The sequence below is a fragment of the Cellvibrio sp. pealriver genome (assembly GCF_001183545.1).
Taxonomy (GTDB): domain Bacteria; phylum Pseudomonadota; class Gammaproteobacteria; order Pseudomonadales; family Cellvibrionaceae; genus Cellvibrio.
On sequence record NZ_KQ236688.1, the window covers coordinates 3,248,229 to 3,273,882 of the forward strand.

The window sequence follows — 25,654 nt, forward strand, 5'->3', positions numbered from 1 at the left end:
TGAAACTTAATTTTGGGGTTTATGGCCAAGGCCACGTTAATGGATTGACGGGTAAATCCGCGCTGTGGATACTGTCACCGTAACAGACATTGCTGATGGAGACATGCCTTCAACGGAACCTGAAAGGGGAGTGTATGGATCTGGATCATCAAGGAATGGCTGCTCATAACCCGGATCGAAAAACGATACACATCCAAGGATATCTTATGCACTTGCCCGCCTTTTTCCGCGCATTGGTCGTTGATGCGACAAAAGCCTCTATAACATTGACCTTCATACTTTTCTTAAGCCCTGTGTTCGCAGCAGATACCGAATACAAACGGTTACCACTCGAAGCTTTTTATAACGATGCATTGGTCGAGACAGTTCAACTATCACCCGACGGAACGCACTTATTAGCACTGCGTAACTCCGGTAGCGATACTGCAGTAATGGTGATGGAATTGAGCACCGGTAAAGTTTTTTTCCCTACAAAAACTGATAACAAAGAATTTAAATTTAATTGGGTTAGCTGGGCTAATAATGACCGCATTTTGATGAGCTTGCGTTTTGATAGCCGCTCATATAACGGTGTGAAATACATGCAGACCCGGCTACTTTCGGCCGATGCAAAAAAGCCTGGCAAATTAATTACATTGTCAAAACCAGATGATGGTGCCAATGGTTGGGTCAGCCAGTTTCAAGACAATGTCATTAGTTATCTACCTGATGATCCCAAACATATTTTATTGAGTGTTGATCGCGAAGTACCCTTCCAACAAACCGTATACAAATCCAATGTTTATACGGGGAAATTGACTCGCGTTAAAAAGCATTCATCTTCTGTACGCTCCTGGTTTGCTGATCGCCAAGGCAATGTCCGCATTGGTGAGCACTACGATGACAAAAAACGTAAAGTCACTTATAAAGTCCTGGACGATGCCACACAAAAATGGACAGTAGCCTGGGAATATATAGTGTTTGATGAACCAAGCATTAGCATTGCAGGTTTCGGCAGTAAGCCAAACGAGCTGTATTTATTTGCCGATCACAATGGCCGTCAAGCGCTTTATAAAGTTGATCTATCCAAGCCCGGATTTCCGAAGGAATTGATATTAAGCGATGAAAATTACGATGTAAGTGGTCGCTTGATTTATTCCGATGCACATAAAGAGGTTGTGGGACTTTATTACAATGATGGAAGCTCACGCAGTATTTTTTGGAATAAGGAATTCAAAGCATTTCAGGCGGGACTTGATAAAGCAATGCCTGACACACGTAACTATATTGTAAGTATGAGCAGCAATGCCCGTAGATACATTGTATTCACTACCAACAGCACCAACCCCGGAACTTACATGTATGGGGATAGGGATGCAAAAACACTTTCCTATGTTGCAGCGGCCTATCCTCAATTAACTGAAGACGTGTTAATAGAAAAAGAATCACGCCGCTACAAAGCACGGGACGGATTAGAGCTAGAGGGGTTTTTATCCTTACCGAAGAATTTTGCAAAAAAACCTACCGCTACAATTATCCTACCTCATGGTGGGCCGATGAGCGAAGACGGCAAAGAATTCGATATGTTTTCTACGTTCATGGCGAATCGTGGCTATGTCGTTTTCCAACCCAACTTTCGCGGTTCATCGGGCTATGGTCACGATTTTATGATGCAAGCTGTCGGCGGTATGGGATTGGAGATGCAGGATGACCTCGAAGATGCCGTTACCTATTTAGTAAATGAAAAAATTGCCGACCCTAAAAAAGTATGCATAGTAGGTGCAAGCTATGGCGGCTACGCAGCACTGATGGGGGCAGCAAAAACGCCAGACTTATTCAAATGCGCGATAAGTTTTGCTGGCATTTCTGATCTGATTAAGTTGCGCGACAAGTATCGCTACTTCACCAACAAAAATGCAGCTCGCAAACAAATTGGTGAAGACAAAGACCAATTGAAGCAGACATCTCCCGTACGCATGGCAGAACGCATAAAAATTCCAATTTTGTTGATCCATGGAAAAGATGATGTAGTAGTTCCTGTCATTCAAAGCCAGATAATGGCTAAAGCGTTGAAAAACGAAGGCAAAGCTTACGAATATATTGAGCTAGAGGATGGAAGCCACTATCTGGACTATCTCCCTCATCGGCAACAAACATTTGAAGCGATGGATCGGTTTTTGGCAAAATATTTACCCCTATAAAACGTCATAAAAATTGCCTAACGTCGGCCTCTTTATAAAAAGACCTATGTTAGGCAATGAACTTTTCTTACTCTAGAAAAACTCCGCACAAAGTTTCACAATTTTTACTGCCTGTTCTTTTTATACTGCTTTCATCTGGATTACACATCCGCTGCAACCGTTCGCAATCCAAATTTTCGCTTAACATCTTTGGTTTCCACCATGAATAGCCCGCTATCAGCTATCGCATCACATTCATCGTCGCTCAAAGTCATCCATTTTGTGACCGGTGGTTTTACGGGCTCTACCAAGGTAGCAATTGAATTGATTCGTGCCGCCAAACAGAATCCGGCACTTTCAAGCATGCTGGTGTTGCGAAAAAAATCATCCACCGATATGGCGCAAGTACAGCAATTGCAGCGGGATGGCATTGCCTTAAAACTGGTGGCCGGTTGGTCACATGCGGCAACCATCATCGAACTGATCCGTATTTGTAAGGAATATCAGCCCGATATTCTTGTCACCCACGGTTTCAGCGAACACTTGTGGGGGCGTTATGCAGGGCTGCTGGCGCGCGTGCCGCATTTGATTCACGTTGAGCACAATTCGCGCGAACGCTATACGCCGCTGCGCTTGCTGCAAGCGCGCTGGCTTGCGCAGCACACCGACAACATCATCGGCTGCTCTGAAGGTGTTCGGCAACGGTTGTTGGAGTTGCAATTTCCGCCGGAGAAAATCAGCGCAATTAATAACGGTATCGATCTCACACCCTATACCGCAACACATCCCCTGCCATTGGAAGAGCGTATTCCTGGCATTGTGATGCCCGCACGTTTTGCCAAACAAAAAGATCATGAAACGCTGATCCGCGCAATTGCTCTGCTACGCGAAAAAAATATTTTCCCGTCAGTATTTTTTGCCGGTGCAGGAAGCAAGCGCCATATTGCCCGCGCACAAAAATTAGTAGATGAATTGCAACTCAATGCACAAATTCATTTTGCTGGCCACTGTGGCAACTTGCCTTTTATTCTAATGCGCCATCAAATTTGTGTGTTAAGTACGCGCTATGAAGGCATGCCACTTGCGCTGGCAGAAGGCATGGCCTCCGGTTGCGCGGTTGTGGGGTCTGCGGTAACCGGTGTAAAAGAAATGATCCATCACGGCAAAGATGGCCTCTTGGTAAAACCCCAATGTGCGCATGCGATGGCGGATGCACTTGAGATAGTGCTGACCAATTCCAGCTATGCGCAAATACTTGCCACCCAAGGACGCGAGCGCGCACTGGCCGAGTTTTCCCTTGCGCGTATGGCACAGACTTACGAACAAGTATTTTTTAGTTTGCAAAGCAGCAAAAAAATCGCACACAGCGAACAACTTATTCTGGAAAACTGATTTTTATTGATCGACAAGGCGCAATTGATTGTGGTTCATTCATCCAAACCCTGGCTCAGTATTTTAATCCCTGTTTATAACGTTGCCGATTATCTACAAGAGTGTCTGGACTCTGTGATAACGCAGGTTATCCCCGGTGTAGAAATTATCGCATTGGATGATTGCTCTACTGACGATTCACTCGAACGACTTCAGCGCATTGCCGAGTCAGCAAAAACCCCGATCAATATTTTACGCCACGCTCACAACCGCGGTTTAAGTGCTGCGCGCAATACATTGCTCGATCACGCGCGCGGCGAATATATTTGGTTTCTAGATTCAGACGATGCACTACACCCGGGTGCAATTGAAGAACTGCAACAAGTTGTGTGGCAGCACGAGCCGGATTTGGTGATGTGTGATTTTCGCGTGTGGCGCGAACACCAGCGCTTTAAACATAAATGGCGCGGTGAAGATCACACTGCTACGTTTGCGGGCAAAAAACGCCAGCTATTAACAGATCCGTTAAAATTATTTGAAGGCATTTATAAAGAACGCAACCTGCACATTTGGTCAAAAATTTCCAAACGCTCACTCTGGGGAACTGACCTGCGTTTTCCGGAAGGCCGTGTAATGGAAGATATGGTCGTCACACCGCGCCTTGCCCTGCGCGTTAAAACGTATTTTTACCAACCCAGTGTGTGGGTTGCGTATCGTCAACGTGAAGGCAGTATTTTATCCAGCTCAAACCAGAAAAAAATTGATGACATGTCAGTCGCCTGTGAAGGCGTATTGGATTTATGGTTAAAGCACTATCCGCAACTGTCACGCAAAGCACGTTTTTACTTCAGCTATTTTTGCGTGAAAACCCATATTTGCGTTGCGCGTGATATGCGCAGTCTGTACAACAATCCCACACCGGATCTCAGTGTGTATCGCGAACGGTTTTTTGAACATATTGGCTGGGGCAAGCGCGAACTCTTCAGTGAATACATCAAACGCGGCTGGGTATTACGGCTCAGGCGTTTTATCCAGGAACATTAAAGCACCTGTCACTGACGGTGCCACGGTAATCCAGCGATTATCCACCGTCGGCAGCGAGTGTTATCATGCCTACCACAATTGCCTGAATAACAATCGCTTGAATACCCAACACCAATGAAAATACCTAAACGCCTAACGGCATTGATCGAGGATGGCTTGATCGATGAAGTTTATTACCCCTTGATGAGCGGCAAAGAAGCGCAAGTATTTGTGGTGCGCGCCAATAACGAAGTCCGCTGTGCCAAAGTCTACAAAGAAGCCAATAAACGCAGCTTCAAACAAGCGGTGCAATATCAGGAAGGGCGCACCGTGCGCAATTCGCGCCGCGCCCGCGCGATGGCCAAAGGTACCCGCTTCGGTCAAAAAGAGGCAGAAGAAGCCTGGCTCAATGCCGAAGTGGAAGCGCTGTATCGCCTTGCCGATGCCGGTGTACGCGTACCCACACCTTATTGGTTTGTAGATGGCGTACTGGTCATGGAACTGGTGGTCGATGAGGAGGGCGAACCCGCCCCGCGTTTGGATGATGTCGCCTTTGACCCAGACACCGCGCGCGCTTATCACGCGCAAATGATGAAGGAAATCGTACGCATGCTCTGTGCAGGCCTCGTTCACGGCGACCTGTCGGAATTTAATGTGCTGGTCGATCACTCAGGGCCTGTGGTGATCGATCTACCGCAAGCCGTCAATGCCGCTGGTAATAACAGCGCGCAGATGATGCTCACGCGCGATGTAAACAACATGCGCGATTATTTCGGCCAATACGCACCGGATTTACTCGTCACCCATTACGCCGAAGAAATCTGGGATCTATACCAACACGGCAATTTGCACCCCGAGGTCAAACTCACCGGCGAATTTGCCCAGAGCAATATCGATGCTGACCTCGCCACCATGATGCGTATCATCGAACACGTAAAAGAAGAAGAGGAAGAGCGCAAAGAACGCGAGCGCATGGCGCGGGATGGGGAATTTTAATAACACACCGCTAAACCAAACTGGCGATAATCGTATCGCCAGTGTTCGGCAAGGCTTACACCATCATCCCACCCGATACCTCAATACGCTGCGCGTTGATCCAGCGGTTATGCTCGGATAACAGCGACGCAATCATCGGCCCGATATCATCAGGCACACCGGCGCGCCCCAGTGCGGTCATCGCAGAAATTTGTTGGTTCAGCTCTTCATTGTCGCGCACACGGCCGCCGCCAAAATCGGTTTCAATTGCGCCCGGCGCAACAGCATTTACCGCGATACCGCGCGCACCCAATTCTTTGGCCATGTAGCGGCTCAATACTTCAATCGCACCCTTCATGGAGGCGTAAGCGGCGTAACCGGGATAGGTGAAGCGTGTGAGGCCGGTAGAAATATTCACAATGCGGCCGCCGTTTTTGATCAATGGCAATAATGCTTGTGTGAGAAAAAAGGTGCCTTTCAAATGGATATTCATCAGCAGATCAAATTGCTCTTCCGTGGTATCGGCAAAACTTGCGTGAATGCCGATGCCCGCGTTATTGATTAAAAAATCAAAACTCTCGCGCTGCCATTGGGATGACAAGAGTGTGCGCAACTGCTCTGCAAATACAGCGAACCCTCTGCTATTGCCCACATCCAACTGCAGCGCTGCTGCGTTTACACCGAGCGCTTTAGCCTCGGCCACAACCGCTTCTGCCTCCGCGTGCTTACTGTTGTAGGTCAGCACTACGTCCACACCTTGCTTTGCCAAGGCCAATACAGTGTTTTTACCCAAACCGCGGCTGCCGCCAGTAACTAATGCAATCTTGTTCATGTTCATTTCTCCGTTAAGGACGATGTTGTGTTGGTGAAGCCAGTCTATTAATCGCCTTAATTTAGATAAATAAGCAAAAACGGATTAGACTGTTCGGATTATCCGAACAATAGGGCATGACATGAACCGACTGGATGCAATGCAGATGTTTGTGCGTGTAGCCGAACTGGCCAGTTTTACCAAAGCAGCCGATAGCCTGGGGCTACCCAAAGCCAGCATTTCCACTGGCATACAACAATTGGAAAACCTGCTGGGAACACGCTTGTTGCACCGCACCACACGGCGGGTACAACTCACACTGGATGGCCAGATTTTTTATGAGCGCAGCAAAGATTTGCTGGCCGATATGGATGAATTGGAAAGTTTATTCCAGCAAGGCGCGAGCAATTTGAGTGGCCGCTTGCGTATTGATATGCCCAGTGCAGTAGCCAAAAACCGCATACTGCCGAGACTGCCGGAATTTCTTGCGCTGCACCCACAATTGCGTTTGGAAATCAGCAGCACTGACCGGCGGGTAGATTTAATCCGCGAAGGATTTGATTGCGTTATCCGCGTAGGCAAACTCAGCGATTCATCACTGATTGCAAAACCGCTGGGACAACTTGAACTGATCAATTGCGCGAGCCCCGCTTATCTCGCCCGCTACGGAATACCCGACACATTGGAAGCACTCGCGCATCACCAACTGGTACATTATGTTCCCAATTTGGGATCGAAATCTGCCGGGTTTGAATATATGTACGATAACGACGTTCATTTTATTTCGATGGAAGGCAAGATCACGGTCAATAATTCCGATGCCTACACCGCTGCATGTCTCGCGGGTTTTGGTATTGCCCAAATTCCGCGCGTGGGAGCACAGGATTTTCTCGCACAAGGAAAACTAATCGAGGTATTACCAGATTACCGCGCAGAACCCATGCCGGTATGGCTGATCTACGCCAACCGCCGCAACCTGCCGCGCAGGCTACAAGTATTTATGGATTGGGTCAGCATACAAATGCAGGGATATATCGCGTAAAAATAAAAACGGCCAGTTTCCCAGCCGTTTTTATTTTTTAGTAGGCGCATTACATGGTTGTTTGTTCAACACCAAACATATTTCTGTAAATAACACCTGACAGCAAAATAGCAAACGGCAGCGACCAAATCAGCCCGATACCGAGTGGAATAATACTCACCAACACAATCACCATTACAACTAAATACAGCGCAAACACACTGAACCAACGTTTGGTAATGGTTTTACGTGATGTTTCGAGCGCTTCCCATATGCCCATATTTTTTTCAACCATCAGCGGGATAGCAGCGGTGTAAGCAATCGCCAAATAAATGCCGGGAATAATCAACAACACAAAGCCCAACAAGATCAATAACACCATCAATACATAGAGTAAAAAAATCGGAATGGTTTTGGAGAAACAATCAAACACCATGAACGCATTGATTGGCGTGTTCACGCTGCGCTTGATAGACATGAGCGAGATGGCGGCATACAACGGATAGGTAACGAGTGCGATAACAATCTGGCCAATAATGCCAATCATTACCGATTCCTTTCCTAAAAATTCAAAGGGTACTGATACAGCAATGGATATACCGATATAAATCAGCAGCGCGCCCCACAAACTGGCTTTCACGCCGCTCACTAATTCCCATGCTTCTTTAAGAACACCTTCAATTGTCCACTCCATATTTATTGAAGGCACTGCTGCTTGCGGCTCTTGCAGGTTGCTTTCGGGGGTTTGATAAGGATTTGAATCTGTCATTGTTATCTCCGTTTCCTTTATGGATTTGCGTTATTGGTCTTGCACTGTTGGACTTGCGTTTTGTTGGAACCCATCAAGCTTCGTACTCTGCCTCGCGGATAACCGCAAGGAACTCCTCGCCGAAGCGTTTTAGTTTACTCTCACCCACACCGGTAATACTGCGCAATTGTTCCGTTGTTAGCGGGCGAAACTCCAGCATTTCACGCAGTGTGGCATCGTGGAATATAACATAGGGCGGAACACCTTGCTCCTCTGCCAAGCGTTTGCGGCAACTGCGCAGCGCATTCCACAAGCGCTGGTCTTCTGCGGCAATACCTTGGGTAAGATTGGCGCGGCGCGGTGAATTGCCGGTGGTTTTATTATTGGCGATTTTTAAGTCGCGCCGTAAATAGATTTTTTCTTCGCCGCGCAAATAGGCACGGCAACTTTCATTTAATACCAAGCCGCCAAAACCATCGCTGCTGACATCAAGCAACCCGCGCGCAACCAATTGGCGAAAAATAGATTTCCATTCGTCAGCGCTGAAATTTTTACCTATGCCATAGGTGGTGAGCTGGTGATGGCCGAAAGACAGAATTTTTTCGTTATTGCTACCGCGCAACACATCAATCACATGGCCTGCACCAAAGCGCTGCCCCGTGCGATACACGCACGAGAGCGCCATTTGCACCGCCTCGGTGGCATCCCAGGTTTGCGGTGGCGATATACAGGAATCGCAATTGCCGCAAGCACCGGCAAGTGCATCACCAAAATACCGCAACAAACTTTGGCGGCGGCAACTGGTAATTTCACACAAGCCGAGCATCGTATTTAAGCGCTGTTGCTCGTTGCGTTTAAATTCTTCACTGCCTTCACTTTGCGCCATCATTTGCCGCAACTTCACCACATCTTCCAAACCGTAGAGCAACAACGTTGTTGCGGGCTCACCATCGCGCCCGGCGCGGCCGGTTTCCTGATAATAGGCTTCAATACTTTTGGGTAAATCCAGATGCGCGACAAAACGCACATCGGGTTTATCAATGCCCATGCCAAATGCAATGGTCGCCACCATAATAATGTTGTCTTCACGCAAAAACCGTTCCTGGTTTGTTTGGCGAATATTAGCCGCGAGACCTGCGTGATAGGGCAACGCATTAAACCCTTCGCCACACAACCACTCAGCAATTTGTTCCACTTTGTTGCGCGACAAACAATAAATAATGCCTGAATTGCCCGCTTGCTCATCGCGCAAAAAGCGCATGAGTTGGATTTTGGGATTATTTTTTTGTGCGATGCGGTATTGGATATTGGGGCGATCAAAACCATTAATAAATTGTTTGGCATCGCCCAGTTGTAACCGCGCGACAATTTCATCGCGCGTGCGCAAATCTGCCGTTGCGGTTAAGGCGATGCGCGGCACCCGTGGAAATTCGCGGTGCAGCAATTCCAGTTTTAAATAATCCGAACGGAAATCGTGCCCCCATTGTGATACGCAATGCGCTTCATCAATTGCAAACAGGGAAATAGTTAGCGAATGCAATAACTCCAATGTGCGCGGCTGGATCAAACGCTCGGGCGCGACGTACAGTAAATCCAACTCACCGCGTTGCAACGCCAACTCGGTCTGCCACATTTCTTGCGGCGAAAGCGATGAATTTAAAAACCCGGCACGCACGCCCAATTCACGCAAAGCACTCACCTGGTCTTGCATTAACGCGATCAGCGGCGACACCACAATGCCAACACCTTCACGCACCAGCGCCGGAATTTGGTAACACAGCGATTTACCACCGCCCGTCGGCATAAGCACCAGCACATCGTCGCCCGCCACTACCGCATCGATGACCGCTGCTTGCGGGCCGCGAAAATCATGGTAGCCGAATACGCTGTTTAAAATTGAAAGCGGAGTTTTCATCAATTACACAATCCTTTGCTGCAATAATGTCGCTATTGCGTCGCCAATCGGTTGGAACCCTTTGTGCGTAGCCATGAGTTGCTCAAGCAACGGTAAACCACTTGCGCAGGATGCATCAACATCGTTTACGATTTTATCGATAGTTTTGCCATTTAACCGGCAATGCACTTTGGCGAACTTTTCCAATACTTTCCATTTTGGCCAGCGCTTACTGCCGGTTAATGTGAGCGCCATGGAATCGCGCGGTATGTAGGGTGTGGTACTGACCAAATCAAAGACCGGCGCAAGTGTTCGTGTAACGGCGGGGATTTGGCCTGCGCGATACTCATGCAAGCTGGAATAAAGTACACCGAAATTTTTTAAATGTGCATCGCCATTTCTGATACGAATATTTAGCAGAGTCACCTTGAAGAAATCTTCCAGTGCTTGTTGCAGATATTCAGGTGAAACGAATTGCACGAGTGTACCCGCGCAGGCCTCGATACTGGATTCATATTTTTGCGGGGTAGTTTTGCCCTGCAATACACAAAAATCTTCAAAGCCTAACGATTGGCCTTGCGCATCCATATCAAACCTTTCACATACCAACAGTTTGCCGTTATCACTGAGATAAAAATTCGCCGTATTCAGCCCTGCATTGCGCGCAAGCGTCAGGCAAAAAAATTCATTGCAGGCTAATTCCGGAAATTCTGCCCCCCAACTTTTCACTATATATTTTTTGAGTGGCAGGCTTGCTTTATTAAGCAGCGAATTCTGCGCAGGATCACACATATCCATCAGCACTTTGGGCTGTACACCGGCCACACCGGATTGCAGCGCATAACGTTCAAATAATTGTTGGAATAATTCTGCATCATCACTCTTCAATAATTCATTGAGCGATGGCGGTGTGTGCTCATCATCGGGTAGGGGTTTGTCAGCCAGGCTATATCGCAACCGGCCAATTTGGTGGTTACCCAATAGCGTGAGATAGGTTAAATCTTCACTGCCAAAATGTTTTGCAGCAAAACGCTCAATGGCCTGACGCAAATACCCTTCAGGCAAATTCATTTGAAAGAGAGGATGCAAACCCTGGTCGTAGTGATAGCTTTCCACCCGCAACGGCATAGTGAGCGACAGCGCCTCAGTTGCATCCAGCCCATACGTAAAACTGTGGCGTTGTTGCGCGCGCGCCAAACGCCCAACGCGCTGCGAGGCGACAAATACATCGACCTTATCCTGCACGCTGCTGCTCCTCCACCTGGGCGGCAACCAACTCATCCAACGTAGGCAACCCGGCATTCGCCAAGGCTAATTTTTTGCCCAATAGCGCCAACACCCGCTCGATTTTACGGATACCGATATCGGTGTAATCGTTGCGTTCCAGCATGCCCAACGTAGTGCGATCCAGCCCGGCCATGTCGGCCAATTGCGACTGGCTCCATCCACGCTCTTTGCGCAGGGTTTTGATTTGTGAACCAAGATGTTCAAGTGCAGATGTCATAGCTGATGATTCAATAAGCATTTTTGATGAATATATACATCAAAAATGCTTATTTCAAACGATTTGATGAATATATTCATCAAATTAGGAGAGGCGCACACTCGCCAGAAGGTCATCACCGCGCCTCATGGGCTTGAGGCCTAAAGCCGGACTCCCGCTCGGATTTAACTCCTGTGTTGCTCTACCTCCTGCATCCATGCAGTCGAGGCGAGAGTGAGAGGTGCCGCGCGTATGACGGGTTGGCCTAGTTTTTCAGCGTTTTGTTCAGGAAGTTGATCATATCGTCCACTGGCCAGGCAGCGTCTTTATCAAAGCAACTATTGGCCCAGTTGCAGCCGTTATCCAGATACGCGTGATTTTTGTTAGGGTACACCTTGTACTCCACTGGCTGCTTGCCCGCTTTAAGCAAATCCACATAGTGTTGTGCAGATTCCGGCGGGGTGGTTTTGTCCAGACTACCTACATGCACAAATTGCGGTGGCAATTTGTACTCACTCGCCTTGGGTACAAAATAAATTGGCGATACCGCTTTGTAATAATCTGCGTGGTCTTTTACGTTGATCTCATTACCAAACAACCCGCGCGCTTCGGCATTGCCGAATTTCCAAAACATATTGCTGGGCGATTCAAAACCGCCTTGTGCCGCTTTGTATAAATCGAACGCGCCGTAACTCACAATCGCCGCCTGCACTTTTAAACCATCTTCTTGCGCTACCTGTTCAGCGGTTTTTCCGGCAGGCAGATAACTCGGTTTAAAACCAAGGCTATCGCCCGCGTAGCCATCGCTCTCTAACTGGCGGCCACGCGTGAGGATCATGGTAGTCAAATGCCCGCCCGCGCTATCGCCAGTCACTGCAATGCGCGATGGGTCGCCGCCGTACTCGGCAATATGGTCTTTCACCCACAACAATCCGCCGAATACATCTTCAATAATCTGGTTCATTTTGACGGTGTTGCCTTGATCCACCAACAATCGGTAATTCATATTCGCCACCACAAATTCACCGTCGCGCGCGATCTTGTTGGACAGGTCATTCATGATCGAATTGTTATTCACCAACCAACCACCACCGTGATAAATCACCAACACCGGATAGGATTTTTTGCCCGTCTGCGGGACATAAATATCCAGTGTTAACGGAAAGTTATCCGGCTTGGCAAACTCAATCCCCTTATGAACTTTCACCTCAGCCGCCGCTGCCGACAACGCGCTCACACCCAGCATGAGCGCCATTAACAAGTTGATGGTATTTCGCATAATTACCTCGCTGTAGATTTTGTTATAGACATTTGTTTTTGTAGTGAGAGAAGCATAGATCCCGATCCACCAGCAGGAAAGTGACAAGCGTCAACGCTTGGGTTGGGGTTTGTTTGGGGTGTGTAAGTAAGTGTAAGGGGGGAAAGCCTTTTACATGGTTTAACTTTATGCATATTTGTTCAGTTTGAATGAATAAATACGTATAAAGTTAAACCTTCCGGGAAATTTATAACCGTGTCTGTGCCAGCATTTATGCTGTACAACACCGCCAGCGGTGCGCTGACGAGAGGTGATTGGGCGTTAGCTACATGTAGCGACCATTTTCGTGACGTCACGAAAATGGTCGGCAGCATTCTTAATCAGTGTACAACTGCTTCCTTATGCCATAGCTAATTTGGCAGCCTCATGCCACATGGCTGATGGCATAGGTGTTTCTAGTTTCCATGTGATATTCATTGGCTGACTTCCTTGATGAGATAGATATTTCACTACACCAAAATTAACGAAGCCCATAGTTCTGTCGTTTTCATCTTGAGCTTGCTCCCGCACAAATAAAATTATTTTTAAATCGCTTTCCTGATGTTGCACATACTCCAATCCCTTTCCCCTATCTGGTCTTGCACTGTTTTGAGACTGCCAATGAAATAACACGTCACTCAAAGCGTAATCGTGATACATGGTCGTTGGCGAAAAGCGCTTTTCATTTTTGTTTAATGTAACAAATAACAGTTCTATGTTTTGATCAGCTAATTTCAGCACGCCTTCCCTAGACGTTGAAGCCTTCTCAAATGTACTAGCACCAAATCCAACCAATATTTGTTCGCGCGTATAGCGCGCATGAACTTTAATAGGGTGATCACTGTTTTCAGCCAGAGGTTGCTCATTATTGTGTATTCGAGCGATTAAGCGATCTATAACAGTAATTAATTCTTGTTGTAACTGATCATTGCATAAGGAAGTCAGGCTTTCTGATAAGGAAGAAAAACTTGTCTCAGAACCAGCACATCCCCAGAAATTATAATGACACATAAGTGCAAAGCGGCTCTCTATTGGATTTGTAGCATCAAATTGAAAGTTGCTTTGGCACAGTGTGCGTAAAAAACGTAAGTAGGATATTGATGTGCATGCTAATAAATGATTATTGATCGCACGATAATATGCTCGATAAAGACGTTCGTCTGGCACATTCTTATTGTTGCAAGGTAACACTGCGTTAGCTAATAACGTCCAGCCACCTAATTTATTAATTTTAATGCTGTATAAATCTTCTAAATCTATATTTGGGTTAATCTGCAAAAAGTTCTGTAGATTGAATGGTAGGTGGGTATGGCTAGAAAATCCATTGATGAGTGCAGTCAATCTAGATCTATTTAGAACTGCTCGACGAATATTCCTCAATATCATTTCTTGTGTTTTTTCTTGCAACTCGATACGGCAACCTAACGGTAAATGTGGAAAGCCATTGTTAATTTCTTTTTCTATTGATTGGTTAGTTTTGCCGACTAAAGCGCGAAATTTTTGCGTAAAATCATATTCAGATCTTGAATTGCCAACAAAGTCAAGAACAGTACAGCATTGTTTTTCATCTGCTAGACGCAAACCACGGCCCAATTGTTGCAGAAAAATGGTTAAACTTTCTGTTGGTCGTAAAAAAAGTAAAGTATCGACTTCTGGAATATCAATTCCTTCATTAAAAATATCAACAACGCATAATATATTAATTTCACCGCTGCGTAGCTTTTGCTGTTTTATAGCACGCTCATCTGCGTTGTCACTAGTCAGAAATTCGCACGGAATTTTATTTAAGAGGAATTTTTTCGTCATGTATTCTGCATGATCTTTACTGACACAAAACGCTATTGCCTTCATATTCATGACATCAGTAATAATTTCGTTTATGCTTTGAATTATACGCTTAACTCTCTGTTCATTATGAGTATATAGATTGGTAAGCTCTGCAATATCATAACGACCCTGACTCCACGATATTTGTGACAAATCGGTATCATCATCAATTGCAAAATATTGAAACGGACAAAGATGACGACGATTAATGGCTTCTGGTAATCTAATTTCTGCTGCAATTACACCACAAAAATCATCCAAAATATTTTGTCCGTCATGCCTTTCTGGTGTTGCGGTTAAACCTAATAAAATTTTTGGTTTAAAGTGTTGCAATATTCCTCGATAACTTTGAGCTGCAATGTGATGCACCTCGTCTATCACAATGTAATCATAGTAATCTTCGGACAAGGGCAAAGAATCAAGCTGATTATTCAGTGTTTGAATAGATGCGAATAAGTGATTAAATCGCTCTGGTTGAAAACTCCCTACCCACAACTCACCGAACTGATTATTCCTTAAAACACCGCGATACGCATTCAACGCTTGTATTAATATTTCTTGCCTGTGCGCAACAAATAAAAATTTTGCTTTTGGATTTTTCTTGTAATAACGAGAAAAGTCGAATGCTGAAATAATAGTCTTTCCTGTGCCAGTTGCAGCCACAACTAAGTTACGATGACGATCATGTAGATTTCGCTCTGCATCCAGCAAATCTAAAATTTCCACTTGGTGTGGAAATGGCTTTATATCAAAGTGAAAGTTACTCTGTTGGGCACCAAAACCTTTTGCTTCACTCAGCGCTTGCGTAAGCTTATTTTTACTATCTATTTCACCATCGAATACTTCAAAGTCATTGGATTGCCAATAGGTTCGGAATGTACTTAATGATTTTTCAATAATATGTGGGATTTCCTGAGATGTAATTTTTAGATTCCATTCTAAGCCGGTTGTTAAAGCAGAGTGTGATAAATTTGAAGATCCAATATAGCCGGTATTAAATCCCGTATTACGGATAAACAGATAGGATTTTGCATGTAATCTCTCTCGCTGGGTGTTGTAGCTTAGCTTGACTTCCGTATTTGGCAAGCTTGCTAAAAATTCAACAGCTTTAGCATCTGTGGCCCCCATGTAAGAAGTTGTAATTATTTTTAGTTGTTTACCACTACGAGTAAAATCCTCAAGTTCTTTTTTAAAGATTCGAATACCAGCCCATTTTATAAATGAAACCAACCAATAGATTTCATCTGATGATGCGATTTCGCGCTTTAACTCAGACTCAAGCGAAAGCCCTGCATTGTTACCACAAAAAAGCTCGCTTTGAGTCAATCCAGTTAGAGGAAAAATATTTGCGTTATATTTTTCTAAATCTGCAGCTATAGGATTTCTTTTGTCAAAAATTGCCGTGAGTATCTTACTCTCACTGACCAGCAAATTTTCATCAAAAAAATCATCATCATTGATATGATTTTTTAACCATAAAATCAAATTATTGGCTAATGATATTTGTTTTTGCAATCGCTCATCGCCAGAAGGAATCGAGTCAATTGCATAGGTCATGACTTTGACTAAAAACCTTGATAGCCATATTGCTGCTTCGCTAGTCTCAAGTCTTCTCTCACCCACGTAAAAATTGTCCCTATCAAGATTCCGTTCTATCAACTGGGTGATTAGTTGTTCGTAGATACCTATCTGATTCATGTTAAATCTTCCGATGACTGAAAATGTAACGAGTATGTATTCTGTATCAAGAATATTAGTCGGGCATTAGTTCTTTAGGTTTACAACCCAATGCACTAGCCAGTTGAAGCAAAATTAAGTATGAAGGATTGGCTATTCCTCGCTCCAACCGCGAAATAAAGGAGCGGTCAATATTAGCCATCAATGCCAACTGCTCTTGCGATAAATTAATTTGCTTCCTGATCGATTTGATAGTCACAGCGAGAGCCATTAATTCTTTGTTGCTCATAATTTATCGATCCCTTAAAGAGAGAGTTTCATGAGGTAAGCATATAATCCTCAATACTACTTACAGTTGCAGAAACGCACAAGTTTGTATTGCAATCGGCTGGAAGGTATTGGTGATTTTGAAATGCGCATTAAAAGGCAAAACACGCCGCAATCTTAATGAGGTAATTCACACCGCTGCGAATTGGATTATGTATGACTCTCCATCTGCAGAAATTGAAGGGAAAGTGTGACTTGTAGGAAGTAGCCCGCATGGAGTCTAACGGAAGCGGGGTTGGTTTTATTAACGGCAATTCAAACCAGAATCAAATATGCCCCGTATTTCGCTAGGCTCCATACGGGCTACGTATTGGTTTTATTCGACATTATCTTTCGCATCTTCTATCGCTTGAATCAGGTAATTGGGTTCGTCGGTACCGAGGCGGATAAATGAGCCGCCTTTCAACTCGATTTCAACTCCCAACAAACCCGAGACGTTGTAGATCCAGCCGGTGCCGTAGGCGTGGATGCCGAAGCCCATCCAGACAGGATTTTTTACTTTTTTGCATTGGCCAACTTCTTCCAGTGGCAAACTCTTTTTGAATAGGCCGGGGCCAAAATACCAACTGATTTCGCTTTCGTTGACTTCGATGGTCATAGAGCTGAACGCAATCGCGACAAGAGTGAGTACACCAAACAGAACGCCGATGCCAGCCGCAGGAAGCGCTACAGCAAGATCATTAATGGCCAATACCAATGCCGCAGCTATGGATATACCGGCAAGGGTAACAAAGCCCCATTGTTTATGTTTGTAAGCCTGACAAGCACCGTCGCGCCAGAACAATGTATCGGCTTCTACATTAAAAACGGCGGCGAGAGCTTTGATGGATTCTTGCGAGCCGCTGCCGCGCGCTTCCAATCGCTGAATGGTGCGCAGCCCAAGACCCGTCATTTCGGCAAGTTGTTCTTGCGACCATAAACGCTCGGTGCGGTATTTTCTAATCAGTGATGATTTTGCTTTCATATCCATCTTTCATTACTCCAGGTACATTGATCCAAGTGAATCGATGTGGAGCAAATTACCTGAAGATTTGTTAATTAAGTGACGCCACCTACCTGCCAATCGCCCGCCACACCAGTAAACATAAGGGTTTTAGCATGGAGCCTAGCGGAATACGGGGTTGATTGCATTAATGATAATGTTAAAACAAAATCAAAAACTTCCGCATTCCGTTTCACTCCATACGGGCTACGCTCGTGAAATTCCAAACATCGGCTAATTGCCGGTTTAAGTTGCGTCTACTGCTATGATTCCGTGACATACAAACCGCAGGAGCTTCAAAAATGCCCGCCTACATCACCGTCAATTTCACTCCGACCGATAAGGAGAAGCTACAACAATACATCTCCGCAGTACCGGCTACACTGGCCAAGTACAACGGTGAATATCTGGCCAGAGGCGTGTTCGAAACGCTGTCCGGCAATATCGATTATGAGATGCAGGTCATCCTCGCATTTCCTACCAGAGAACAGGCAACGGGCTGGTATTATTCACCGGATTATCAGACATTGATTCCGCTGCGCGATGCCGGTATGCGCGCGCAATTCCAATTGCTCAGTACATAACGCTGGCAACCAAACCTTAGTCCTTGATGAATAAATTTATGATCCCCGCTCACATCCACACCGAAATCCTGAAACGTATCAAAGCCGCCGAACAAGAACACAACGTAAAAGTGTTATACGCGATTGAATCCGGCAGTCGCGCCTGGGGCTTTGCGTCGCCTAATAGTGATTACGATGTACGGTTTATTTATGCGCATCCGCGCGATTGGTATTTGACGATTGATGTAGAAGACAAGCGCGATGTAATTGAATACCCGATTGTGGATGAGATTGATATTAACGGTTGGGATATTCGCAAAGCGTTAAAACTGTTGTGGCGATCTAACCCCGGTATTGTAGAGTGGTTGCAGTCGCCTATTGTTTATATTGATGATGGTTTATTTGCACCTGCGGCGCGTGCACTGTTGCCTGAAATTTATTCACCTGCGAAGGGGATGTATCATTATCGCAGTATGGCAAAAACGAATTATCGCGGTTACCTCAAAGAAGATATTGTTCCTCTCAAAAAATACTTTTATGTATTGCGTCCATTACTCTCAATTATGTGGCTTGAGAAATTTCAAAATCCCGCGCCAATTGAATTTCACCTGTTGCGTGAATTATTAACCGAGTTCCCGCAGGTAAATGAAGAAATTGAATTGTTATTAGAACGCAAAAAACAAAGTCTGGAAAAAGAATTGGCACCTGCGATTCCTGTGCTTAACCAATTTATAGAAAGCTTGCTGGAGTATTACGAGGGGCATAAACCCATTGAAGTTGATACCGAACGGGATATTGAACGGTTAAATCAATTATTCAAACGGTACATGATGTAACCCGCATGGAGCCCAACGGAATGCGAGACTTGTCTTTTTTGAGGACGGAATAAAAGGGCAACCTCAAAAGCTCCCTTATTTCGCTAGGCTCCATACGGGCTACTGTTTAAAGGTTACAGATATCTTCTGGAACTTGCGTGAGCACGTTAGAAGAAATTTCCTTTCCTGTAGATATATCGATCTTCTTAATAAAATTTGAATCTTTTTCTTGCGCTATAGCATGGAGCTTGCCATTGCACATTTTTGGAGTGTGAGTCTGCCAAACAAAATCTTGCTGCCATTGATTTTTTAGGGATTTACAACCGCTTTGTCTTACAACCGATTTTGCTAATGCAGCTGGATAGCAAACAATTAGATTGGTGTTGTTATCTGAGTACACCACTTGTGAATCGGGCGGGAATGTTAACTCGGTTAAATGCCAATCGTTGTTTTCCATTTTATACACTTCTCCATCCATGCTTACTGAATGGATATTTTTTTGGTATACAAAAATATCGTTTTGAATGCTTTCAAATGGCCAATATTTAATAGAGGAAAGATCACTGCTAATCTTTGCAATATATGGATAGTTTGCTCCTTCTTTGTCTATCTTGAAACCTGCGAGATAAGCATTCCCCTCATAATTTAGGGCATCGTAAATACCTTGAATTTCCAATTGAATTTTTTTGCCATCGGCACTGGTAACTAAACCATCTTCTCGCCAAGCTAGGGATACATCAGCATTCGTTTTGCATGCTGTTAAAAGAAATAGTGCTAATGCACCAAGAAATTTATATTGTTTCATTGTATTTGCGCACCACGAATGTTGTTTTTGGTTTAAAGCCGCCCATGCTCATAATTACATCTCTGCCGCACAGATTAATAGTGGATCACTGCCTAGTGACGATGGCCCACCCCACGCCTCATAGCGAGCGAAAAATACATTTCCTTTTTTTAGGAAGAGCAAATTCTGTCCTGGGAAAAAATGCAGTTCCATTGAGCTGTCCTTAATTTTGTTCCAAATTAGATGAACACAAAATGTAACAACCGAGGTAAAAAAATACATTCGTTTTTAGGCAGCGTTTTTAATATACGCTATGGGCATCACATATAATGTCATTTAAGTTGCGTAATCCGCATGGAGCTAAACAGAATGCGGGGTTTGTCTTTTTTGAGGACGGAATAAAAGGGCAACATCAAAAGCTCCCGTATTTCGCTAGGCTCCATACGGGCTACCAATCATCATGGGGTTACATCACCAACACCCCTCCCATCACCAACAGCAATCGCTAAACCCTGCTTTACTTGCTACAAAATGAGCACTATAGTTACCATATAAGGCCTATTTGGTAATTATTATGCCCAAAGACGACTCCAGCCAATCACGTACTGCCATTGTTTTTCCCCGTAACCAGAAGGTCTTGGCGCAGCTTGGGGAGAACATCAAGCTTGCGCGCAAACGGCGAAACTACACTCAGGCACTGATTTCCGAGCGCACCGGGTTGAGCCGTTTAACTATTCGCAAAATTGAAAACGGGGATGCAACTGTTTCCCTTGGCCACTATGTGGCGGTGCTGGGTGTGCTCGGTTTGGTGGATGATTTGCTCAAGGTGGCGAGTGACGATGCGCTTGGGCGTAAATTGCAGGATATAAAACTGATTGGAAAATCAACATGAATACGGAAGTTTATGTGTTTGCTGATTGGGAAGAATTTGCTGAGCCAACGTTAGTTGGTAGCTTGCGTTCAACAGTCAATAAAAATAAAGAGCATTTCAGTTTTACTTACGATGAGACTTGGCTGCGGTCTTCATTCGCGCAAAAAATTGATCCTGATTTACATCTTTATTCCGGTGAGCAACACAGCACTGACTCCAATAATTTCAGAATTTTTTTAGATTCATGCCCGGATCGCTGGGGTCGGCTGCTGATGAAGCGGCGCGAAAATTATATCGCCCGACAAGAAAATCGCCGCCCGCAGGTGCTTCATGAAATTGATTATTTGCTTGGCGTTCATGATCTTTATCGCCAAGGCGCTTTACGTTTCAAACGCGAATTAACAGGCGAATTTCTTGATAACGACCAGCGCTTGGCAGCGCCGCCCATGTCCTCCCTTAAAGAACTTGAATACGCAGCGCAACAAGTGGAAGACAGTAATAGTGAAGACCCTGACTATTTAAAATGGCTGTACATGCTTATGTCTCCAGGTTCCTCCCTTGGCGGCGCACGACCCAAAGCCTCGGTTATTGATGATGCAAAACATTTATGGATAGCGAAATTTCCAAGCCGTTATGATGATTACGATATAGGTGCGTGGGAATATCTTGCCCATCAACTCGCGCTGAATGCTGGCATTCATATGGCTCCCTGCCGCATAGAAAAATTTAATAGTCATCACCATACGTTTTTAACAAAACGTTTTGATCGTACGGAAAAAAACCGTTTGCATTTCACCTCCGCTATGACCCAACTCGGCTATTACGATGGCGAACACGATGCAAGTTATTTGGAATTAGCCCAATTCCTCACCGAACAAGGTTCCAATACCAAACCGGATTTGGAGCAATTATGGCGGCGCATCATTTTTAATATTGCTATTTCAAATACCGATGACCATTTACGCAACCATGGCTTTATTTATCACCATGGAGGCTGGATTCTTTCACCGGCATATGATGTAAACCCGGTAACTCCTGCTAGCGGATTACATTTAAATATCACCGACGATGACAATCGTCTGGATTATGACTTGGCGATGAGTGTTATCGACTTTTTTCAATTAAGAAAAAGTACTGCAGAAAAAATCAAAACTGACGTATTAACCAGTGTCAGTCAATGGAAAACAACAGCTACCGCTATTGGCATTAGTCGAGGAGAGCAACAGCTTCTTTCTGCTGCATTTAATGTTTAAAGACATAGAGTAGTCCGCATGGAGCCTAGCGGAATGCGGGGTTATGGGATCCAACGGAATACGGAGTTTGTCTTTTTTGAGGGCGGCATAGAAAAGCAAAATCAATAGCCCCGTATTCCGTTACACTCCATACGGGTCACGAATTATTCTCTATTTGGAGTTTTGCATGTTTGAGCAGTCATCAGCTCCCAACACATTTGTATTTGATATGGATGGCACTCTGTTAAATGAGCACCATGAACTTTCGCCATTAACGATTAGTGCGCTGAATGCACTGCGCGAGCGCGGTCACCGGTTGGTGATTGCGACGGGGCGGCACTACAAGGATATTCGTGCATATTTAACGCAATTGGGTGGCGGTATTGCGGCAATTACCTGCAACGGGGCGATGATCCATAACGCAGAAGGTGAGTTAATCCGGCGTGCGTGTTTACCATTGATTGTTAATGAAACGCTGTTGCCTTTGGGTGAAGCAGCGGGTGTTCATTTAAATATGTATACCGATGTCGAGTGGTTGGTGAATGCGCCCTGTGAATCTATGTTGGATGCGCACGCAGAATCACAATTTTTTTATCGCCAAATTCCATTGCAGGAAATGATCATCACGCCCGCATTAAAGATTTTGTTTTACGGGGAAAACGCCAAACTGCAACAACTGAAAGTACAAATTGAACACGCACTTCCGTTGCCAATCCATTTGACCTTTTCCGACGATTATTATTTGGAGGCCATGCCGCAACATATTTCCAAGGGCAATGCACTTAAAACCCTGGCGATGTATTTGAATTTCTCGCTGACCAATAGCATGGCCTTTGGCGATGGATTTAATGACGTGGAATTATTTGGTGCGGTTAGCCACGCAGTGGTGATGGGCAACGCGAGTGAAAAATTGAAAAACTTATTCCCTCACGCCCATCGCGCGTTATCACATACTGAAGATGGTGTGGCGCGCTTTTTGTTTGAGCATGTACTGCAGGGCTAGTAATTTATCTTGCGCGAATAATTTATGCCGAAATACCCACAAGCCACTCGCGCACCAGCTGCTCTATTTTTTCCAGATCGTATTGGCGCATTGCGTTAATAAGTTGTTGGTGACGCTGCTTGCCTAATTGCTCGGCGGTGAATGCAGTAATGATTTTTTTGCTCGCTGACATTTCACCGCTTGCCGCGAATTCAGCTAATTCCTGCAAACGGCCTGCAAGCAGTGAGAGATCAACGGGACCAGCATCTTCCTGTTCTGTCTCGCTTACATTTGCGTCTGTATCAAAATGCACATGCACATAATGTTTTAGTGCGGCGAATACATCGTCAAACGCATAGGGCTTGCCGATAAATTCCTGGAAGCCTTGCGTTAAATAATACGCGCGTTCATGTTCCAAACTGGATGCCGACACTGCAACGATGGGCGTGCTGCTGTAGCCGGGCAATGCGCGTAACCGGCGCAGCATTTCCAATCCGTTTAAATAGGGCATGCGGATGTCGGTAAAAATAATATCGAAGTGCTGCGCTTGGCAAAGTGCCAAGCCTTCGCGGCCATCGTGGGCGGCGTAGGTTTCGCAACCAATCTGCTGCAACAAATCCACCAGAATTTCACAACTGGCTTCATCGTCCTCCACCACCAACACTTTGCATTGACTGCCGGGTTGCAAGTGATGAACTTGTGTTTGGGTGTCGCGCGGGTCGAGCAAAATATTTTCGCTGAGTAGCGGCAAACGCAAATGCGCCAGCGTGCCCTGCCCAAGAATACTGGAGAGTTGCAAGCTGCCACCCATGCCTTCGGCCAAATGGCGCGAGAGGGTAAGGCCAAGGCCGGTACCACCGGCATCTTCACCGGCTTGGCCTTGCTTGAAGGCCGAAAATAATTCGGCTAACTCTGCTTCTGAAATGCCGGGGCCGGTATCGCCAATCACAAATTCAACTTCACCAGCAAGATGCGCCACATATAAACTGACGCTACCCTCGGGCGTAAATTTGATCGCATTACCTAATAGATTTAACAGGATCTGACCGATTTTTTGGCGGTCGCCTTTTACGATATAGGGGTCTGGCAAATCAACCTGGGTAATCAATTGCAAGCCTTTATTTTGCGCCCGCTCGGCCATGATAATTTTAATATCATCAACTTCCTGATGAAGGTCAAAATATTCTTTGCGCAAATTCAACACGCCGGATTCAATTTTGGAGAGATCCAGAATATCGTTGATGAGTGTTAACAGGCGCTGGCTGGCAACCAAAATTAATTGCAGGCGTTCGCGTTGATTGCCGGTGAATTGCTCATCGCGCATTAATAATTGGGTGTAGCCCAATACAGCGTTGAGCGGCGTGCGAATTTCATGGCTCATATTGGCCAGAAAACGGCTTTTGGCGTGCGTGGCTTTTTCGGCTGCATCTTTTGCTAGTGATAATTGTTTTTCTACTTCTTTTTGCGCAGAAATATCGCGGCCAATTCCCAGAATGCCAACGGCGTTACCCTGCTCATCGCGTACCGCGACTTTTAATGTATCCAACAAATAGTGTTCATGCTCGTTAACACTAATTAATTGTTCATAGCGATGCAGCTCGGTACTTTTTAGCGCTTGCTGATCATTGTGACGAAAGAATTCTGCCAGCTCACGCGATACCAGTTGTTCTTCAGTTTTGCCCACCACTTCATCTTCAGTTTGGTTAAGCATGCGTGCAAAAGCTTTATTGCAGCTGACATAAATGCCATCAAGATTTTTAAACCAGACAGGATCGGGAATATTATCGAGCAGGCTGCGTAAATGTTGCTCGCGGGCGCGCAATGCCGCTTGGGACTCCTGCAACTGCTCTTGCGTTTGCTGGCGTTGCATCACTTCATTCAGCAGCCAGTCATTGGCTTTGCGCAGCGCCTGGGTATGCGATAGTACTTCATCTTCCAAACGTTTTTGATTTTCACGCAACAGCGCTTCGTGTTTTTGACGCGTGCGAATATAAGCAGTTAATAAACCGATCAGCGATAAACCCAGTGCAAGCACCGATAGCTGCAACCAACTGGGTTGATACCAGGGTAACGTGTTTTGCGCGGGCATCAGCATCTCTGCGGTATTGGCAAAACGGTTCGATTCGTTGTGTTCGATGTAACCCAATGCAGACACCAGATACATCACCAAACCTACGCCCACATTCAACAACAAAAATGCTTGTGAATGCGTATTTTGTCGCACCCGTGGAATTAATAACCACGCGAATGCCGAGGTGAATACCAACATACCGATGCTGTCGCCCATCCACCAAAATTCCCAGGTTTTTCCCATCTCTGCCGCAGGTATAACCGAGAGCCAATACAAGGTGACTACGCCAACACTGGCGGCAATCAGTGTGCCTAGAAACACGCTGGCAATAAACAACAGCGTGCGGCGCAAATTCACTAATAAGTTACTGCTCAATAAACCGCGATTGATACGTGCAATAACAATTGCCTGAAATAATGCGGCACTACCAATAACCAGCGCTGCCACCAAGGTTGATAGGCTGGCACCCGCGATGGGTTCAAGGTGGACGAAGTAGGTTGCGCTAACGGTGCCTAGCAAAATTCCCGGAGTGATACGCAATCCAAATATTAATAAACTGAAAAGCGCAAAACCTGCCGCCGGCCAGATCAGCGACACTTGCGATGTAAGCGAACCCCAGCTAATGCCAAACTGCACCAATAAAAAATAAACCACCGCAAAACCCAGGTTAAGCAGTGGTAATTTGGCGTAGAGATAAAAATATTTACGAGAGAGCTTCAGCACCGGTAACGCACCCTGTGT

Annotated in this window: 21 protein-coding genes; 10 read left to right on the forward strand and 11 right to left on the reverse strand. The window is 45.5% G+C overall.

Features of this window, described 5'->3' with window-relative positions; translation table 11 throughout:
- Positions 1-206 precede the first annotated feature (206 nt).
- The 4 genes from VC28_RS14120 (at position 207) to VC28_RS14135 (ending at position 5,549) form a co-directional block, all read left to right on the forward strand.
- Positions 207-2,180: an alpha/beta hydrolase family protein gene (locus VC28_RS14120; RefSeq protein ID WP_049631197.1), complete on the forward strand. Its 1,974-nt coding sequence runs from the start codon at positions 207-209 to the stop codon at positions 2,178-2,180.
- Positions 2,181-2,381: 201 nt separating this feature from the next.
- On the forward strand, positions 2,382-3,551 hold the full coding sequence (locus VC28_RS14125) for a glycosyltransferase (RefSeq protein ID WP_049631198.1): 1,170 nt from the start codon (positions 2,382-2,384) through the stop codon (positions 3,549-3,551).
- A gap of 30 nt (positions 3,552-3,581) precedes the next feature.
- Positions 3,582-4,574, forward strand: coding sequence for a glycosyltransferase family 2 protein (locus tag VC28_RS14130; protein WP_049632421.1), 993 nt, complete (start codon positions 3,582-3,584; stop codon positions 4,572-4,574).
- Between the two features lie 114 nt (positions 4,575-4,688).
- Positions 4,689-5,549, forward strand: a complete 861-nt coding sequence (locus tag VC28_RS14135) for a PA4780 family RIO1-like protein kinase (RefSeq protein WP_049631199.1) — start codon at positions 4,689-4,691, stop codon at positions 5,547-5,549.
- A 55-nt stretch (positions 5,550-5,604) separates the two neighbouring features.
- Here the strand turns inward: VC28_RS14135 and VC28_RS14140 are convergent, their stop codons facing one another.
- Positions 5,605-6,360: an SDR family NAD(P)-dependent oxidoreductase gene (locus tag VC28_RS14140; protein ID WP_049631200.1), complete on the reverse strand. Its 756-nt coding sequence runs from the start codon at positions 6,358-6,360 to the stop codon at positions 5,605-5,607.
- Between the two features lie 121 nt (positions 6,361-6,481).
- Here VC28_RS14140 and VC28_RS14145 point away from each other — a divergent pair, with 121 nt between their 5' ends.
- A complete protein-coding gene (locus VC28_RS14145) occupies positions 6,482-7,381 on the forward strand; it encodes a LysR family transcriptional regulator (protein WP_049631201.1) in 900 nt (299 codons plus the stop codon).
- A 49-nt stretch (positions 7,382-7,430) separates the two neighbouring features.
- Here the strand turns inward: VC28_RS14145 and VC28_RS14150 are convergent, their stop codons facing one another.
- From VC28_RS14150 to VC28_RS14185, 8 genes are all read right to left on the reverse strand, one after another.
- Positions 7,431-8,129: a DUF975 family protein gene (locus tag VC28_RS14150; protein WP_049631202.1), complete on the reverse strand. Its 699-nt coding sequence runs from the start codon at positions 8,127-8,129 to the stop codon at positions 7,431-7,433.
- A gap of 73 nt (positions 8,130-8,202) precedes the next feature.
- Complete coding sequence (gene recQ / locus VC28_RS14155; RefSeq protein ID WP_049631203.1) at positions 8,203-10,023, reverse strand: DNA helicase RecQ; 1,821 nt, start codon at positions 10,021-10,023, stop codon at positions 8,203-8,205.
- 3 nt (positions 10,024-10,026) lie between these two features.
- A complete protein-coding gene (locus VC28_RS14160; RefSeq protein ID WP_197085534.1) occupies positions 10,027-11,247 on the reverse strand; it encodes a type II toxin-antitoxin system HipA family toxin in 1,221 nt (406 codons plus the stop codon).
- Complete coding sequence (locus VC28_RS14165) at positions 11,237-11,506, reverse strand: helix-turn-helix domain-containing protein (RefSeq protein ID WP_049632422.1); 270 nt, start codon at positions 11,504-11,506, stop codon at positions 11,237-11,239. The genes VC28_RS14160 and VC28_RS14165 overlap by 11 nt, the downstream gene beginning before the upstream one ends.
- A gap of 244 nt (positions 11,507-11,750) precedes the next feature.
- Positions 11,751-12,764, reverse strand: a complete 1,014-nt coding sequence (locus VC28_RS14170) for an alpha/beta hydrolase (RefSeq protein ID WP_049631205.1) — start codon at positions 12,762-12,764, stop codon at positions 11,751-11,753.
- 378 nt (positions 12,765-13,142) lie between these two features.
- Positions 13,143-16,307 (reverse strand): DUF3427 domain-containing protein, encoded by a 3,165-nt coding sequence (locus VC28_RS14175; protein ID WP_049631206.1) that lies wholly within the window; start codon positions 16,305-16,307, stop codon positions 13,143-13,145.
- A gap of 55 nt (positions 16,308-16,362) precedes the next feature.
- A complete protein-coding gene (locus VC28_RS14180; RefSeq protein WP_049631207.1) occupies positions 16,363-16,575 on the reverse strand; it encodes a helix-turn-helix domain-containing protein in 213 nt (70 codons plus the stop codon).
- A gap of 354 nt (positions 16,576-16,929) precedes the next feature.
- Entirely contained in the window at positions 16,930-17,583 is a 654-nt protein-coding gene (locus VC28_RS14185; protein ID WP_049631208.1) for a helix-turn-helix transcriptional regulator, read from the reverse strand.
- A gap of 314 nt (positions 17,584-17,897) precedes the next feature.
- Here VC28_RS14185 and VC28_RS14190 point away from each other — a divergent pair, with 314 nt between their 5' ends.
- The gene (locus VC28_RS14190; protein WP_049631209.1) at positions 17,898-18,179 is read left to right on the forward strand and encodes a DUF1330 domain-containing protein; all 282 of its coding nucleotides are present in this window, start codon (positions 17,898-17,900) and stop codon (positions 18,177-18,179) included.
- Positions 18,180-18,217: 38 nt separating this feature from the next.
- Entirely contained in the window at positions 18,218-18,994 is a 777-nt protein-coding gene (locus VC28_RS14195) for a nucleotidyltransferase domain-containing protein (RefSeq protein ID WP_049632423.1), read from the forward strand.
- Between the two features lie 106 nt (positions 18,995-19,100).
- Here the strand turns inward: VC28_RS14195 and VC28_RS14200 are convergent, their stop codons facing one another.
- Positions 19,101-19,778, reverse strand: a complete 678-nt coding sequence (locus VC28_RS14200; RefSeq protein WP_049631210.1) for a hypothetical protein — start codon at positions 19,776-19,778, stop codon at positions 19,101-19,103.
- Between the two features lie 553 nt (positions 19,779-20,331).
- On the opposite strand from VC28_RS14200, the gene VC28_RS14205 reads away from it, so the two are divergent.
- The 3 genes from VC28_RS14205 (at position 20,332) to VC28_RS14215 (ending at position 22,863) form a co-directional block, all read left to right on the forward strand.
- Complete coding sequence (locus tag VC28_RS14205) at positions 20,332-20,649, forward strand: helix-turn-helix domain-containing protein (protein WP_049631211.1); 318 nt, start codon at positions 20,332-20,334, stop codon at positions 20,647-20,649.
- On the forward strand, positions 20,646-21,881 hold the full coding sequence (locus tag VC28_RS14210; protein WP_049631212.1) for a type II toxin-antitoxin system HipA family toxin: 1,236 nt from the start codon (positions 20,646-20,648) through the stop codon (positions 21,879-21,881). The genes VC28_RS14205 and VC28_RS14210 overlap by 4 nt, the downstream gene beginning before the upstream one ends.
- Before the next feature lie 166 nt (positions 21,882-22,047).
- A complete protein-coding gene (locus tag VC28_RS14215; protein ID WP_049631213.1) occupies positions 22,048-22,863 on the forward strand; it encodes a Cof-type HAD-IIB family hydrolase in 816 nt (271 codons plus the stop codon).
- Positions 22,864-22,885: 22 nt separating this feature from the next.
- Here VC28_RS14215 and VC28_RS14220 read toward each other — a convergent pair whose 3' ends face one another.
- On the reverse strand, positions 22,886-25,636 hold the full coding sequence (locus tag VC28_RS14220; protein ID WP_049631214.1) for an ATP-binding protein: 2,751 nt from the start codon (positions 25,634-25,636) through the stop codon (positions 22,886-22,888).
- Between the last annotated feature and the right edge of the window lie 18 nt (positions 25,637-25,654).